The organism is Allobosea sp. GW821-FHT09G06, from assembly GCF_059416005.1.
In genome coordinates, this window is record NZ_JBWKOI010000002.1 from 85465 (window position 1) to 100763 (window position 15299).

15 protein-coding genes and 1 tRNA gene are annotated in these 15299 nt (G+C 65.7%); 7 read left to right on the forward strand and 9 right to left on the reverse strand.

The genetic code is table 11. The features are described 5' to 3' along the window. Positions 1 to 358: 358 nt before the first annotated feature. The 4 genes from AC07NY_RS10600 to AC07NY_RS10615 are packed head-to-tail and all read left to right on the forward strand — an operon-like array spanning position 359 to position 3853. Positions 359 to 1267: a metal ABC transporter substrate-binding protein gene (locus AC07NY_RS10600; protein ID WP_494583802.1), complete on the forward strand. Its 909-nt coding sequence runs from the start codon at positions 359 to 361 to the stop codon at positions 1265 to 1267. Beyond that, positions 1264 to 2169 (forward strand): manganese/iron ABC transporter ATP-binding protein, encoded by a 906-nt coding sequence (locus tag AC07NY_RS10605; RefSeq protein WP_494583803.1) that lies wholly within the window; start codon positions 1264 to 1266, stop codon positions 2167 to 2169. Before AC07NY_RS10600 ends, AC07NY_RS10605 begins: the two co-directional genes overlap by 4 nt. Beyond that, on the forward strand, positions 2166 to 3023 hold the full coding sequence (gene sitC / locus AC07NY_RS10610) for an iron/manganese ABC transporter permease subunit SitC (RefSeq protein WP_494583804.1): 858 nt from the start codon (positions 2166 to 2168) through the stop codon (positions 3021 to 3023). The genes AC07NY_RS10605 and sitC overlap by 4 nt, the downstream gene beginning before the upstream one ends. Continuing rightward, positions 3023 to 3853: a metal ABC transporter permease gene (locus AC07NY_RS10615; RefSeq protein WP_492287656.1), complete on the forward strand. Its 831-nt coding sequence runs from the start codon at positions 3023 to 3025 to the stop codon at positions 3851 to 3853. The genes sitC and AC07NY_RS10615 overlap by 1 nt, the downstream gene beginning before the upstream one ends. Before the next feature lie 84 nt (positions 3854 to 3937). Here the strand turns inward: AC07NY_RS10615 and AC07NY_RS10620 are convergent, their stop codons facing one another. The 5 genes from AC07NY_RS10620 to AC07NY_RS10640 form a co-directional block, all read right to left on the reverse strand. Beyond that, positions 3938 to 4753 (reverse strand): NAD-dependent epimerase/dehydratase family protein, encoded by an 816-nt coding sequence (locus AC07NY_RS10620; RefSeq protein WP_494583805.1) that lies wholly within the window; start codon positions 4751 to 4753, stop codon positions 3938 to 3940. Positions 4754 to 4913: 160 nt separating this feature from the next. Beyond that, the gene (locus tag AC07NY_RS10625; RefSeq protein ID WP_494583806.1) at positions 4914 to 6623 is read right to left on the reverse strand and encodes a hydantoinase B/oxoprolinase family protein; all 1710 of its coding nucleotides are present in this window, start codon (positions 6621 to 6623) and stop codon (positions 4914 to 4916) included. Continuing rightward, complete coding sequence (locus AC07NY_RS10630) at positions 6616 to 8742, reverse strand: hydantoinase/oxoprolinase family protein (protein WP_494583807.1); 2127 nt, start codon at positions 8740 to 8742, stop codon at positions 6616 to 6618. The genes AC07NY_RS10625 and AC07NY_RS10630 overlap by 8 nt, the downstream gene beginning before the upstream one ends. Before the next feature lie 182 nt (positions 8743 to 8924). Further along, a complete protein-coding gene (locus AC07NY_RS10635) occupies positions 8925 to 9647 on the reverse strand; it encodes an anti-sigma factor (RefSeq protein WP_494583808.1) in 723 nt (240 codons plus the stop codon). After that, positions 9644 to 10204: a sigma-70 family RNA polymerase sigma factor gene (locus tag AC07NY_RS10640; protein ID WP_494583809.1), complete on the reverse strand. Its 561-nt coding sequence runs from the start codon at positions 10202 to 10204 to the stop codon at positions 9644 to 9646. The genes AC07NY_RS10635 and AC07NY_RS10640 overlap by 4 nt, the downstream gene beginning before the upstream one ends. Positions 10205 to 10390: 186 nt before the next feature. On the opposite strand from AC07NY_RS10640, the gene AC07NY_RS10645 reads away from it, so the two are divergent. Further along, a complete protein-coding gene (locus AC07NY_RS10645) occupies positions 10391 to 11173 on the forward strand; it encodes a DUF4394 domain-containing protein (RefSeq protein WP_494583810.1) in 783 nt (260 codons plus the stop codon). Positions 11174 to 11698: 525 nt separating this feature from the next. Here the strand turns inward: AC07NY_RS10645 and AC07NY_RS10650 are convergent. Continuing rightward, positions 11699 to 11772, reverse strand: a tRNA-Arg gene (locus AC07NY_RS10650). Positions 11773 to 11859: 87 nt separating this feature from the next. Here AC07NY_RS10650 and AC07NY_RS10655 point away from each other — a divergent pair. Both AC07NY_RS10655 and AC07NY_RS10660 read left to right on the forward strand, forming a co-directional pair. Continuing rightward, positions 11860 to 12456 (forward strand): hypothetical protein, encoded by a 597-nt coding sequence (locus tag AC07NY_RS10655; RefSeq protein WP_494583811.1) that lies wholly within the window; start codon positions 11860 to 11862, stop codon positions 12454 to 12456. Positions 12457 to 12639: 183 nt separating this feature from the next. Beyond that, positions 12640 to 13158 carry a hypothetical protein gene (locus AC07NY_RS10660; RefSeq protein WP_494583812.1) on the forward strand — a complete coding sequence of 173 codons (519 nt, stop codon included), beginning with the start codon at positions 12640 to 12642 and terminating at the stop codon, positions 13156 to 13158. 33 nt (positions 13159 to 13191) lie between these two features. On the opposite strand, the gene minE is transcribed toward AC07NY_RS10660, so the two are convergent. The 3 genes from minE to minC all read right to left on the reverse strand — a co-directional run bounded on the left by minE (position 13192) and on the right by minC (position 15101). After that, entirely contained in the window at positions 13192 to 13458 is a 267-nt protein-coding gene (gene minE / locus AC07NY_RS10665) for a cell division topological specificity factor MinE (RefSeq protein WP_494583813.1), read from the reverse strand. After that, positions 13455 to 14270, reverse strand: coding sequence for a septum site-determining protein MinD (gene minD / locus AC07NY_RS10670; RefSeq protein ID WP_492287456.1), 816 nt, complete (start codon positions 14268 to 14270; stop codon positions 13455 to 13457). Before minD ends, minE begins: the two co-directional genes overlap by 4 nt. 96 nt (positions 14271 to 14366) lie before the next feature. Next, entirely contained in the window at positions 14367 to 15101 is a 735-nt protein-coding gene (minC, locus tag AC07NY_RS10675; RefSeq protein ID WP_494584666.1) for a septum site-determining protein MinC, read from the reverse strand. Positions 15102 to 15299 lie beyond the last annotated feature (198 nt).

The following is a 15299-nucleotide window of genomic DNA, read 5'->3' on the forward strand; positions in this document are numbered from 1 at the left end:
CGGGCGCCGGAAACCTGCCATCGTTCAAAAAATATAGCAATTACAATAGTTTATACGTGTAATCATTCAAAGTTTCCCGGTCTGCGCGCGATCCGGGCAACTGTTGCGGGCGCATGATGATTTGCGGCGATCGCGGAAGCGCGAATGCCTGCTTCGGACCTCCTCTTGCCTCTGGCTGGCTTGCATCACCCACGCTCGTGACGTCGGCGTCGCTGCAGGTTTCGTCGTGTCGCCGGCGCGTCGCGAGGCGTCCGGTGTGCGAGAAAACTTCTAATTGCTAATCAATCGCACTTGCAAAATTGTTGGACTTCGGGTTAGCAATGAGTTGTTGCAATTCATTGTCAATAAGGATGCGTCGATGGCCGTTGGTTCGCGTAGATCGGCTCTGATCGGTTTGGTGGGCGCCGCTTTCGTTGTCGCTTTCGGCGGCGCGCCCGCTGCGGCGCAGGAGAAGTTCAAGGCTGTCACGACCTTCACGGTGATCGCCGATATCGCGCGCAATGTCGCCGGCGACGTCGCCGTGGTCGAGTCGATCACGAAGCCGGGTGCGGAGATCCATAACTACCAGCCGACGCCTGGCGACATCCAGCGTGCGCAGGGCGCGCAGCTCATCCTCTGGAACGGCCTCAATCTCGAACTGTGGTTCGAGAAATTCTTCCGGAACCTCAGGAATGTCCCGAGTGTCGTCGTCTCGCAGGGCGTCGAGCCGATGGGGATCAGCGAGGGACCCTACAAGGGCAAGCCGAACCCGCATGCCTGGATGTCGCCGGCAGCGGCGCTGATCTATGTCGACAACATCCGCGACGCCTTCGCCAAGCATGATCCGAAGAACGCCGAGGCCTACAAGGCCAATGCCGAGGCCTACAAGGCCCGGATCAAGGCGGCCGTCGATCCGATCAAGGCCGAGCTCGCCGCCGTTCCCGCTGAGAAGCGCTGGCTCGTCTCCAGCGAGGGCGCGTTCTCCTATCTGGCGCGTGATTTCGGGTTGAAGGAGCTCTATCTCTGGCCCATCAATGCGGACCAACAGGGCACGCCGCAGCAGGTCCGCAAGGTCATCGACGCCGTCAGGAAGAACAAGATCACCGTGGTCTTCTCCGAGAGCACGATCTCCGAAAAGCCCGCCCAGCAGGTCGCGCGCGAGACCGGCGCGAACTATGGCGGCGTGCTCTACGTGGATTCGCTGAGCGAGGCGGACGGCCCGGTTCCGACCTATATCGACCTGCTCAAGGTCACGGCAGACACGATCGCGAAGGGATTGACACGGTGAACGCTCCCGTTGCCGGCCGCTCGCTTCCCACCGTCGTGGAGGAGGGCTCAGGCATCGCGGTGACCGACGCGACGGTCACCTATCGCAATGGCCATACCGCCCTCCGGGATGCGAGCTTCCGCATCCCCACCGGCACGATCGCCGCACTCGTCGGCGTCAACGGCTCCGGCAAGTCGACGCTGTTCAAGGCGATCATGGGCTTCGTGCGCCTTGCGAAGGGCGACATCCGCATCCTCGGCCTGACCGTGCGCGAGGCGCTGCGCCGCAACCTCATCGCCTATGTCCCGCAGGCCGAGGAGGTCGACTGGACCTTCCCGGTGCTGGTCGAGGATGTCGTGATGATGGGCCGCTACGGCCATATGGGCATGATGCGCATCGCCAAGGCCGCGGATCACGAGGCCGTCGCCACGGCGCTCGACCGCGTCGACATGAGCGCCTTCCGCAAGCGCCAGATCGGCGAGCTCTCGGGTGGGCAGAAGAAGCGCGTCTTCCTCGCGCGCGCGCTCGCCCAGGACAGCCGGGTCATCCTGCTCGACGAGCCCTTCACCGGCGTCGACGTCAAGACCGAGGACCAGATCATCGCCCTGCTGCGGGAACTCAGGGCCGAGGGCCGCGTCATGCTGGTCTCCACGCATAATCTGGGCTCCGTGCCAGAATTCTGCGACCGCACCATCCTGATCAAGGGGACGGTGCTGGCCTACGGTCCGACGGCTGAGACCTTCACGCAGGAAAACCTGCAGCGCGCCTTCGGCGGCGTGCTCCGCCATTTCGTGCTGGGCGGAGCCGGCCACGAAGGGCAGGCCCCGGTCGGCGTCTTCACCGATGACGAGCGACCCCTGATCCTGCGCGAGGGCAAGGCATCGCGCCGGGAGGCCGAGGCGCCTGACGGAGAGCGGCAATGACCGCGCTCCTGCTCGAGCCCTTCGCCTATGGCTACATGCGCAATGCGATGTGGGTCTCCGCCCTCGTCGGCGGCGTCTGCGCCTTCCTGTCCTGCTACCTCATGCTGAAGGGCTGGTCTCTGATCGGCGACGCGCTCTCGCACGCGATCGTGCCGGGCGTGGCCGGCGCCTATATGCTGGGGCTGCCCTTCTCTGTCGGCGCCTTCTTCTCCGGCGGGCTCGCGGCCGGCGCGATGCTGTTCCTGAACCAGCGCACGCGGCTGAAGGAAGACGCCATCATCGGCCTGATCTTCTCCAGCTTCTTCGGGCTCGGCCTGTTCATGGTCTCGCTGTCGCCGACCTCGGTGAACATCCAGACCATCGTGCTCGGCAATGTGCTCGCCATCACCCCGGCCGACACGATCCAGCTCGCGGCCATCGGTTTCGTCTCGCTCGCCATCCTGCTCGTCAAATGGAAGGACCTGATGGTCACCTTCTTCGACGAAAGCCATGCGCGCTCGATCGGTCTCAACCCGACGGCACTCAAGCTGATGTTCTTCACCCTGCTTTCGGCCTCGACGGTGGCGGCGCTGCAGACGGTCGGCGCCTTCCTCGTGATCTGCATGGTGGTTACGCCCGGCGCGACCGCCTATCTGCTGACCGATCGCTTCCCGCGGCTCCTGACGATCGCGGTCGCGATCGGCGCGCTGACGAGCTTCACCGGCGCCTATGTCAGCTATTTTCTCGACGGTGCCACCGGCGGCATCATCGTCGTGCTGCAGACGACGGTTTTCCTGATCGCCTTCTTCCTCGCGCCCAAGCATGGCCTCTTGGCCGCCCGTCGCCGCGCCGCCTGCGAGCTGGAGGCCGGGTGATGGTCCTCATCGAGACATTGCTGTCGCCCTTCCGCTTCGACTTCATGGTCAATGCGCTGGTGATCTCGGCGATCGTCGCCGTGCCGATGGCGCTCCTGTCCTGCTTCCTCGTGCTGAAGGGCTGGTCGCTGATGGGCGATGCGATCAGCCACGCCGTGTTCCCCGGCGTGGTCCTCGCCTATATCTTCGGCTTTCCCTATGCGATCGGCGCCTTCGCCGCCGGCATGATCTGCGCCACCGCGACCGGCTTCCTGAAGGAGAACAGCCGGATCAAGCAGGACACGGTGATGGGCGTGGTCTTCTCCGGCATGTTCGGGCTCGGCCTCGTGCTCTACGTCAAGATCCAGTCCGACGTGCATCTCGACCACATCCTCTTCGGCGACATGCTCGGCGTCTCCGGGGCCGACATTGCAGGCGCGGCCGCGATCGCGCTGTTCACCGCGGCGGTGATCGGCATAAAATGGAAGGATTTCCTGCTGCATGCCTTCGACCCGGCGCAGGCCCAGGCGGTCGGCCTGCGGGTCAAGCTGCTGCATTACGGCCTGCTCGGTCTGATCTCGCTGACGATCGTCGGCGCGCTGCAGGCCGTCGGCATCATCCTCGCCATCGCCATGTTGATCGCGCCCGGTGCCATCGCGTTCCTGCTCACCCGCCGTTTCAGCTCGATGCTCCTGGCGTCGGTGGCCATCGCCGTGAGTGGTTCAGTACTCGGCGTCTATCTCTCGTTCTTCCTCGACAGCGCGCCGGCCCCGACGATCGTGCTGCTTTTGTCGTTCGTCTTCGTCCTCGCGCTCCTCCATACCAGCCGAAGGGCGGCCGTGGTCTCTTGAGGTCTGCCTGAGCCCCGTTGAGCGCGCCGGACAGGCAGCCGGGGCCGGGCAAGGCTCCCTGCCGGCCGGCTCCGCTCTTCGCCTTCAAGGCTTCGCCTCATCGTCCGGATGGGCCATCTCGCAGAAATGACCGCCGAGATACCGCCCCGTTGGCGTCTTCGGATCGAGAGCAGGCGCCTTCGCCTCGACCTTGGCCCGAAATGGCTCCGAGCTGTCCTGCGGGCGATAGCCGAGATGGCCGGCGCCGCTATTGTCCACCGCCTTCACCGTGTTGTCGGAGGTGCCGAATGTGATCGTATGGCCGACGAAGGGCGCGGTCAGCGACGCCGTGACGAGGCGCACACAATCGGCAAAGGACAGATAGGACCAGAGCATCCGGCGATCGGCCGGCTCGGGGAAAGACGAGAAGATGCGCAGGCACGCCGTCTCGATGCCGTACTTGTCCCAGTAAAGCCGGCTGAGGCTTTCCACGAAGGTCTTGCCGACGCCATAGAGGCAATCGGGGCGGACCGGCGCATCGACCGAGATATGAGCGCCGATCTCATGGAAGCCGATCGCATGGACGGACGAGGCGTAGACGATCCGCTTGACCCCGTGTTTCCGGGCGCCCTCGTAGATGTGATAGGAGCCGCGGATACTGGAATCGAGGATGACCTGCCATTCGCGTTCGGTTGGTGCTCCGCCGAAATGGACGATGGCATCGCATCCTTCGGTCGCGGCGATCGTCGCCTCCATGTCGGCGAGATCGAAGATCGCCTCTTCCTCATGGGCAGCGAGCGGGCCGAGCGGATCGCGATCGGCGAGGCGGATCGCCTTCGCCAGCGGAGCAAGGCCGGCGCGGAGCTGCGAGCCGAGGCGCCCCGCCGCGCCGGTGATCAGGATGCGGTTGTAATGCGGCATGCAATCCTCGCGTCTGGCGGCCGCATCGCGGCGATGCGGCCGTGCTTGGGCAATCCGTATCGGAGAACGCAGTGAGGCATTGACCGGCGATCGCTGGCAAGCCGCAGGACGGCCGGGCCGTACTGCGCAGGGTACGGGCCGCCTCGCCGCAATCTCCCCGCTAGCGAGGCAATTCACCCCGCCGGGCCGTGGCCACGACATCCGCCACGCGCTCCTCGGACAGGCCATAATCGGCGCGAGCCGCCGCGGCAGAAACATAGCCCAGGGCGAGGTCGCGTTCGATACTGCGCTGATCCCGTTCCGCCGGTAAGCCGTAGCCGGCACCGCCCGGGAAGGCCATGACGACCTTGCGGCCGTGCGGCACGAACTGCTTGCCCTTGCCCTTCATCGCCGTGCCGTCGTCGAGCGCGATCGTCGTCGGTGCGCCGCCACCGCCGCCGCGCCGGCCGCGGGCGGGATGGTGGACACGATCGAACATGGCCTGGATGTCGAATTCGTAGCCCTCCCAGGCGCCGACCTCCATATGCTGGCCGAGGCCGCCGCGATGCTGGCCCTTGCCGCCGGAATCGGGCCGGAGCTCCTTGCGCCACACGATCACCGGGCCGACCTGCTCGGTCGCCTCGACCGGCATCGTCATCACGCCGGAGGGGAAGGCGGTGGCGTTCATGCCGTCGAGCGCCGGCCGTGCCCCCGAGCCGCCGGAGTTGAAGGTCAGGACCTCCGCGCGCACGGCGTCCGTCGGCCAGGGGCCGTCGCTGCGCGGCCGGAGCGAGACCTGGAAATTGCAGAGGCTCCCGGCGCCCTCGGCCGGGACGAGGCCGGGCAGGAGCTTGTCGAGCGCGTCGTAGATCGTGTCCGGCACCATATGGCCGATGATGTGGCGCAGCGCGACCGGCGCCGGCCAGACCGCGTTGACGATGGTGTGCTCCGGCGCCGTGATGCGGAAGGGCTCCAGCGAGGCGGCGTTGTTCGGGATTTCCGGCGCGATCGCGCATTTCAGCGCATAGCAGGTATAGGCCTTCGTATAGACCAGCGGCACGTTGATGCCGTTCTTGTCGACGCCGGATGTGCCGGCCCAGTCGCAGAGCACGCCGTCCGGCTCGATCGAGATCCTGACCTTGAGGTCGATCGGCCGGCTGTATCCGTCGATCCGCATATGACCCTCGGCCTCCCCACGCGGCAGGGCGGCGATCCTGTCGAGCGTCGCCTGGCGGGAATTGGTCAGGATGAAGTCCGAGATGCCGGCGAGATCGGTGAGTTTGAACTCGACCATCATCTCGATCAGGCGGCGATGGCCGATCTCGTTGCAGGTCGCGAGCGCATAGACGTCGCCGACGAGCTGGTCGGGCTCGCGGACATTGCCGCGGATGATCATGACCAGCGTCTCGTTGACCGTGCCGCGATCGGCGAATTTCATGATCGGGATATGGAGGCCTTCCTCGTAGACCGAGTTGGCATCGGCGCCGAAGCCGCGCCCGCCGATATCGACGATATGGGCGGTGCAGGCGAAGAAGCCGACATGGCGGCCCTGGTGGAACGAGGGGCTGACGACAGTGATGTCGTGCAGGTGGCCGGTGCCTTCCCAGGGGTTGTTGGTGATGTAGACATCGCCCTCGGCAATGTTCTCGCGCCCGATCCGGCGGATGAAATGGGCGACGGCATCGGCCATGGCGTTGACGTGGCCGGGCGTGCCGGTCACCGCTTGCGCCAGCATCTCGCCCTTCTCGTTATAGACGCCGGCCGAGAGATCGCCGGCCTCGCGCACCGAGGTCGAGAAGGAGGTGCGGATCAGCGCCTGCGCCTGTTCCTCGACGACCGAGATCAGGCGGTTCCACATGACCTGATAGGCGACCTTGGAGATCTCAGACATGGTCGGGCTCCTTGCGCGCAGCGACAGCGGCGGCGGGTGCGGCTTCCGAAAGGCGGATGTCGATGCAGCCGTCGTTCAAGGTGACGGCGAAGCGGCTCGACGGCAGGACGATGGTGGTCTCGTCCTCGGTGACGATGCCGGGGCCATTGATCCGGCTGCCGGCGGGCAGGGCGGTGCGGTCATGGGCTTCAGCCTCCACGCGACGGCCGAGGCCGGCATCGAAGACGGAACGGCTGCCTTGCGCCGGCGCATCGCGCGTCTGTGAGACCGGCGCCACAGGGACGACGGCCTCCTGCGGCGTGTGGGCGTTCACCGACCAGACCGTGATCTCGGCGGCGAGCCCCTTCACCGTGCGCCCGAACAGGTTGGCGTATTCGTGCTCGAAGCGCTGGAGGATGACGGCCGGGTCGGCAGCGCGCGCTTCCTCCGGCGTCAGCGTGACCGGGATTTCCCAGCCCTGGCCGGCATAGCGCATATAGATCTTGTACTCAGCCTCGATCGCGCCGGACCAGCCGCAGGAGCGCACCACCCGCGTCGCTTCCTCCTCCATCTCGCCGAAAAGCTTCGTGACGCGCGCGGTGTCGAACTGGGCGAGGCGCATGAACAGGGTGCGGTTGGCCTCGAAGCTGAACGGCGCCCTGAGGAAGCCGATGGCCGAGCCGACACCGGCGCCGGGCGGCACCAGGCATCTGACGATGCCGAGCTTCTCGCAGAGGCGCCCGGCATGCAGCGGTGCCGCGCCGCCAAACGCGATCATCGTGTATTCCGAGAGGTCCTCGCCATTCTCGACGGCATGGACGCGGGCGGCATTGGCCATGTTCTCGTCGACGACCTCGGCCACGCCCCAGGCGCTTTCCTCCGCCGCCATGCCGAGCTTGCCGCCGATCTCGGCTTCCAGCGCCTCCGCCGACTGGTCGGCGAAGAGCGGGATCGTGCCGGCCGCGAAATTGTCCGGGTCGATCTTGCCGAGGATGACGTCGGCATCGGTCACGGCCGGGCGCTTGCCGCCGCGGCCATAGCAGGCCGGGCCGGGCTCGGAGCCCGCGCTTTCCGGCCCGACGCGGATCTGCTTCATCGAGTCGACATAGGCGAGGCTGCCACCGCCGGCCCCGATCTCGACCATGTCGATCACCGGAATCGAGATCGGCATCCCCGAGCCCTTCTTGAAGCGATAGGTCCGTGCCACCTCGAAGACGCGGGCGGTCTTGGGCGTGTAGCTCTTGATCAGGCAGATCTTGGCGGTGGTGCCGCCCATGTCGAAGGAGAGCACCTTCTTCAACCCGTGCCGCGCGGCGATGTCGGCGGCGAAGACCGCGCCGCCGGCCGGGCCGGATTCGACGAGGCGGACCGGGAATTCCGAGGCGCTTTCCAGCGAGATGATGCCACCGCCAGAATGCATCAGGAAGATCGGGCAGGCGGCGCCTTCAGCCGCGAGCCGCCCCTTCAGCCGGACGAGATAGCTCTTCATCAGCGGCTTGATATAGGCGTTGGCGATCGTCGTGTTGAAGCGCTCGTATTCCCGCATCTGGGGCGAGACTTCCGAGGAAAGCGAGACCATCGCGCCCGGCAGACGCTCGGTCAGCACCTCGTGGATCAGGCGCTCATGGGCGTCGCTGACATAGGAATGCAGCAGCCCGACCGCGACGCTCTCATAGCCGGCTTCGCGCAGTTCATCGACCAGTGCCTCGACAGCGGCGCGATCGAGCGGGACCAGAACCTTGCCGCGCGCATCCATGCGCTCCTTGATCGTATAGCGCCGGTTGCGCGGCAGCAGCGGCTCCGGCAGCGTCAGGTTGAGGTCGTATTGCTCGAAGCGGCTCTCGGTCCGCATCTCGATGACGTCGCGGAAGCCCTCGGTGGTGATCAGCGCGGTCTTGGCGCCGCGCCGCTCGATCAATGCATTGGTCGCCAGCGTCGTGCCGTGGATGATCTGCCCGATCGCCGAAGCCGCGATGCTGGCCTTCTCGCAGACGCGGTGCATGCCCTCGATGATCGCATCCTCGGGGGCGGCGTAGGTGGTCAGGACCTTGGTCGAGAACCGCTGCCCGCCCTGCTCCAGCACGACGTCGGTGAAGGTTCCCCCGATATCGACGCCCAGGCGGGCCCCGAGAATGGACATGGCTTACGCGCCTCCGTTGTCTGAGGCGGCGAGGATGGAACGCGGCGTCGATGGCGTCGAACTATTATTTTCTATGTGTTCGATAGGGAGCTTTATGGCCGCATCGCGCGCGCGGCGGCCCCCACAGTCCTTTGTGCATCGCCCTGGCGCGCGCGGTCCACATCGGCCTGACGGTGCGCCGCCTAGAGGCGTCGCGCCGTCAGGCCCTTGGCGATGATCGGGCCGGTCGGGCGTCCGGTAGGCGATCCGGAGGCCGGTTCCACAGTGATCTCGAAGAGCTGGTCGGCGCCGAGCGGCAGATTGTCCAGCCGCAGCGGCACGGCGCGGGCACGATCGATCAACCCGACGGAGCGTGGCCCGGTGGCGCGGTCCCACAATGTCCAGATCTCCAGCGCACGCCCCTGCGGCACCGCGATATCCTGAAGCGGCAGCAATTCCACGCGCCCGTCGGCGAACGTGTTCACCACGGCCGCGGCGACATTGGTGTCCGTCAACAGGACGGCAACCATCACGGGCTGGCGGCGGGCACGATCGAGGGCCGCGACAAGCCCGATGGCGAGCAGGATGGCTACGGCTGCCCCGGCAAAGGCGGCACCGCGCCAGAGCCAGAGATCGTCCCACCATCGCGCAAGCCGGGTGCCGAGCGCAGGCGATGAAGACGTCGTCCGGAGCGGCGCGGAGGTGCGGCCAAGTCCGCTCTCGATGCGCTGCCAAAGCCCGGCGGATGGCTCGATTTCGCGCGCGGTCGCGTCGATCGGCGCCAGCCGCATCTGCCAACGGACCACCGCGGCATCCAGCTTTGCGTCGCCGGCCATCTGCCTCTCGAACGCCTCCCTCTCGGCCTCGTCGAGCAGGCCCAGCACATATTCTCCGGCGCGGATTTCGGGGTTCGGTTCCTGCGTCATCCGAGGCACTCCTTGAGTGCGATCAGCGATCGCCGGATCCAGGATTTCACCGTCCCGAGCGGCATGCCGAGCTTGCCGGCGATCTCGCCATGGCTCAGCCCCTGCACGAAGGCGAGCAGCACCATCCCGCGACGGGGGGCCGGCAAGGTCTCCAGGCAGCTGCGCAATGCCTTGGCGTCGGAGAGCTTCGCCATCACCGTTTCGGGGTCATCCTCCTCGCTGGCGGCTTCCGCGGCGATCGGGCTTTCGTCGGTTTCCATGCGCTTCTCGTCGCGCAGGATCGAGAGCGAGCGATTGCGCAGGATGGCGTAGATCCAGGTCAGGCCCGAACCGCGTTGCGGATCGAAGCGTCCCGCATGCCGCCAGATCAGGATGAAACTGTCCTGCACCGCTTCCTCCGCCAGGGCGCGGCGCTTCAGCATGCGCTGCGCCACACCGATCATACGCGGGCATTCCTGGTCGTAGATGCGCCGGAGCGCGCTTTTATCGCCGCTGGCGCAGGCTGCCAGCGCCAGCTCGATGCCTGTTGCGTCCGACTGCGCGGCATTGACGGCCATGCGGTGTCCCTTGCTCGGCGGTCCCGGTTGGGCTGCACGACGGAAGGATACGCTGCCCCCGCTGCGATGGATGCACCCCGGCGGTTTTATTTTTTCAGGCGCATCCGACGCCTTGTCCCGGCTCTATCCGGCATGAGCGCCGCCGGCAGGTATGGGCCACGGCGCCTGACAGAACCGGAGGACAAGATGACCAAGACGATCCGTTTCGCCCTCGTCGTTTCCACCTGCCTCGGCAGCGGAATCGCCGCGCAGGCCGCCACGCTCGCAGCCCTGACCGGCGACGACACGCTCACCATGATCGACACCGCAACGATGAAGGCCGGCCAGTCGATGAAGGTCAGCGGCATCGCCGGCAAGATCGCCGGCATCGATGTCAGGCCGGCCGACGGCATGCTCTATGCGCTTGGCGTCGATGGCACGATCTACACCGTCGACAAGGCCGGCAAGGCGACCATGAAGTCCAAGATGGACACCGTTCTGTCCGCCAGCGCCATGGCCACGGTCGATTTCAATCCGGCCGCCGACCGGCTGCGGGTTATCGGCTCCGACGGCACGAACCTTCGCGTCAATGTCGATGACGGCAAGACCACCGTCGACGGTAAGCTGAAATTCGCCGAGACCGACATGCACAAGGGTGAGGCCCCGATGATCGTGGCCGGCGCCTACACCAACGCCGTCAAGGGCACCAAGGAAACGGCGCTCTACGACATCGACGGCAAGATCGGTGGCCTGATCAAGCAGGCTCCGCCCAACGATGGCGTTCTCGGCGCGGTCGGCAAGCTCGGCGTCATGCCGAAGGCGATCGCCTTCGATATCGAGACGGCCGCCGACGGCTCCAATACCGGCTGGTTGCTCGCTGACGGTGCGTTGCACAAGGTCGATCTCGCGACCGGAAAGGCGACTGCGGTCGGCAAGGTCACGGGGCTTGGGGCAGGGGCGAGGGACATTGCCGTCCTTCCTGCGATGTAGGTTCTTTCGGATGGCCGGGGCGCTCGCTATCGCGCGGGCGTCCCGATCAAAACGGTCCGGACTCGCATACGATCAGGCCGTTGCGACCCTCATCCAGCGCGCTCACGCGATCGCTTCCTTGTCGAACTCGATCGCGCATTCGCGGATCCGGGATCGTGATCCGCGATGGAGCGACGCCAGGCGTCGACAGTACGAATCGCAGCGGCGTCGCCGGTTCGGCAGTCGGATAGGCCGCACGCCTTCCAGGGACATTTGAGCCCAGGCCATTTCCAACTGTGATGCGAGAGCGTTCGCGGATTGGCGCGCCTGAGGCAGCGAACGGGTGTGCAGGCAGGTGACGACGCGTGCCTGATCGAATCGAGGCTGGAGCGATTACTGTACCCTGCGGGGGAAGTAGAAAACACCCCGTCTTTTGAAGGTATAAATCGCCTTTTGGTCTACCACTTGGCACATTCCAAGCATGCTCAACGTCAGAAAACGCCTGCGCGCCAGATACTTGGAGGAGATTGAGGGGAAGATTGACGGCGCGCCCGACACGATTCGAACGTGTGACCTTTGCCTTCGGAGGGCAACGCTCTATCCAGCTGAGCTACGGGCGCTTTCCGTGCAGGCTGGATAGCCGATCCCCGCCGCTTCGGCAATGCGGGATTTCGGATGCCGCACAGTTCTCAGCGGGCGAGCGGTCCTTGCTCGCATCGCATCACGCGTGGCCCCTGACCAGCATCTCGTCCATTGCGCGCCAGCTCGGCGCAATGACCATGGAAAGGTGGTGGGAAACATCTTACCGTCTGCCGATGCTGATCGAACATGAGCGCGCGATCATTTACCGGCAGCGACCGTTGCCGCTCCCGCTGAGGCTTTTCATTTTGGTGCTTGGACTGGGCATCGGGATTGTGATCCCGATACCCTTCATGATTCACGCGGATTGGGGAACGCCCTCGCCAACGCTGCTCCTGGCTGCGCTTTGCATCATCATTCCGGTCGTCCTGGGCAGCTTCTTCGTGATCCTGTCATTCGCAAGCTCCACCGAACTCAGGCTCGACCCGACGGCGGGATACGCCGTGAGGATCATGCGCGGGCCCTTTCTGAAGCGTCACGAAACCTATCCGTTTTCGGCGCTCACGCCGCCGGTGCTGATCATGAGAGACAGCGAGGACGGCCCATACCCTGTTCTGCGCCTGCGCCTGCCCAAATGGCCGGTGGTGGAAATGAGCGATTTTTCGGGGCGCCCAGAAGCGGAGAAATGGCGGGAGCGTATTGCGGCAGTCCTCGCTAAAACCTGAGAGGGTCACGCGGTCGCAGGTTCAATGGCTTCGCCAGCCTGCCCGAGACGTTTTTCTTCTGAGCCCCGTAGCGAGGCCTGAGTTCGATCCTTGGCTTAGGCTACCCGCTGTACCAGCTTGGATTCGAGGGCGAACTCGACGGTATATGTTGCCGAGGGCCGCTGCCGGTGACAGTGAGGCGGCATGCCGATTCGCGACGATATCCCGGCCGACATCCGGCGCGCTGCCTGCGCCTTTCACGAGGCCGGCCATATCGTCGTCGGCTGGGAGCATGGGCGCTACATCACGCATGCCTGGCTGCGGCCGCCCTATGGCTTCTCGGGCGAGACCTGCTTCGAGCCCTACAAGCGAGGATTTCAGGCTGACAACCCGATAGACCGCCAGCGGGCCGAGGTCGAGATTACCATCCTCTCCGCCGGTTATTGCGGCGAGATGATCTACTGGAACGAGGAAGGGCTGAAATGGTATCCCGGCGCGATCGCCTCGCATGAGGACGATCTCCGGCAGATGCGGCCCTATATCGCCCTGCTGCCGCCTCAGGACGAGGCCGCCTTGCGCGCACGTTGCGCGACGGCCGCCACCGCGATCCTGTACCGGCCGGCGATGCTCGCGGCCCAGGCTGCGATCGCCCGGCGGCTGTTCGAGCGACGCCGCATCGATCGCGACGAGGTCGATGCGATATTGGGGCGCGCGACGGGCTGATAGCCGCCGCGCGCCCGAAATGATTTCCAGCGGTTACGCTGCCTTCTTGCCGGCGTCGAACGGGACCTCGATATCGACGGCGAGCGTCGAGACCTGGGCGCCGCGTTCCATCCGGACGCTGACCTTGTCGTCGTCGATCTGCATATGCTTGGAGATCGCGCGCAGGATTTCGTCGCGCAGCTTGCCGAGCAGGTCGGCATCGCCGCCAGTCGCGGCTCGCTCATGGGCGAGCAGGACCTGCAGCCTTTCCCGGGCGGCGGGAGCGGAGCGGGTGCGGGAGAAGAGACGAAGCAGGTTCATGCCGCCTTCCTTCCGAAGAACTTGCCGAAGAAGCCGCGCTTCTCGCCGGGAACCGTGACCGGGAGTTGCTCGCCCTTGAGCCGGCGCACAGCATCGAAATAGGCGATGGACGGGGCGCTGCCCTGGTCGGCGAGGGTGACGGGCGAGCCGATATTGGAGGCGCGCAGCACGTCCATGCTCTCGGGGATGATGCCGAGCAGCGGGATGGAGAGGATCTCCAGCACGTCGTCGACCTTCAGCATGTCGCCGCGCTCCGCCCGCAGGGGGTCGTAGCGGGTGAGCAGCAGGTGCTTCTCCATGCGCTCGCCATTCTCGGCCTTGAGCGTCTTGGAATCGAGCAGGCCGATGATCCGGTCGGAATCGCGCACCGAGGAGACCTCCGGATTGGTCACGACGATCGCGATATCGGCATGGCGCATCGCCAGCGTCGCGCCGCGCTCGATGCCGGCGGGGCTGTCGCAGATCACCCAGTCGAAATTCGCCTTCAGCGCGCCGATGACAGCCGCGACGCCTTCCGCCGTCAGGTTGTCCTTGTCGCGAGTCTGCGAGGCCGGCAGCAGGTAGAGCGTCTCGACCCGCTTGTCGCGGATCAGCGCCTGGGTGAGCTTGGCCTCGCCCTGGATGACGTTGACGAGGTCGTAGACCACGCGCCGCTCGGCGCCCATGACCAGGTCGAGATTGCGCAGGCCGACGTCGAAATCGACGACCACGACTTTGTCCCCGCCCTGGGCGAGCGCGGCGCCGAGCGCGGCCGACGATGTCGTCTTGCCGACGCCGCCCTTGCCCGATGTGACGACGATGACCTTGCCCATTGACCGCTCCTTTATGACTGTTGACGTCTCTAGCTCGTTGTTGTCGCATCGGATTTTTCCGAGAAGTGGGTCCACTTTTCGGTCCGATGCTTGGCCTCAGGCGAGCGCTTCGACCTTGAACGCTTCGCCGTCGAGCAAGATCTGCACGGGCTTGCCGCGGAATTCGGGTCCCATGTCCTCGGCCGTCTTGTAGTAGCCGTCGATCGCGATCAGCTCGGCCTCGAGCTTGCGGCAGAAGATACGCGCCGCCGCATTGCCCATCGTGCCGGCCATCGCCCGGCCGCGCAGGGTGCCGTAGACATGGATCGAGCCGCCCGCGACGATCTCGGCGCCCGAGGCGACAGAGCCGACGACGGTGACATCGCCTTCGAGGAAGACCAGCGACTGGCCCGAGCGCACCGGCTGCGTCACGATGATCGACGGTACCGCCTTCGGCAGGTCCGGCATGACTGGTTCGGCGACCGTGACGATCTCGGCTTTGGTGGCCTCAGCCGCGACTGGGGGCTCGAAATCGGCGGTCGGGCGCCCGTCGGCCATGGCCGGCGGTAGGTCTGCGCCGAGCAGGGCGGGGGAGGCGCCCTCGATGCCCATGATCCGGACCTGGCGCGAACCTAGCTGGCCGACGAAGGTGCTAAGCTGCGCCCGGTCGATATCCAGTCCGGTGATGTCGAGCACCACGGGGCGCCGCAGGAAGAAGCCGGCGGAGCGCGAGGCGAGATCGTCGAGCCGCGCGAGCCAGTCCTCGAAGGGCAGCTCCGGGGTCAGCGTCAGCGCAAGATAGGACCGCCCCTTGAGGCGGATGGGCCGGGGTTGAGTTAACACGTCGGTTATCTTGGTAAATTTTCGGTTGCTTCGGTGTATCGAGGGAATGGTTAACAGATGGTAAACCGGGGCCTCGAAGGAGCCTGCTCGATGCGCTCTGGGGGAGGCTGTCCACAGTTCCCTGGCGGGGCGCTGAGCAGGCAAAAGTGACCTGGAAAACACCGCGTAACGGCACGGAAAGCGCTGGCGTCATGCTCGCCCTTGTGG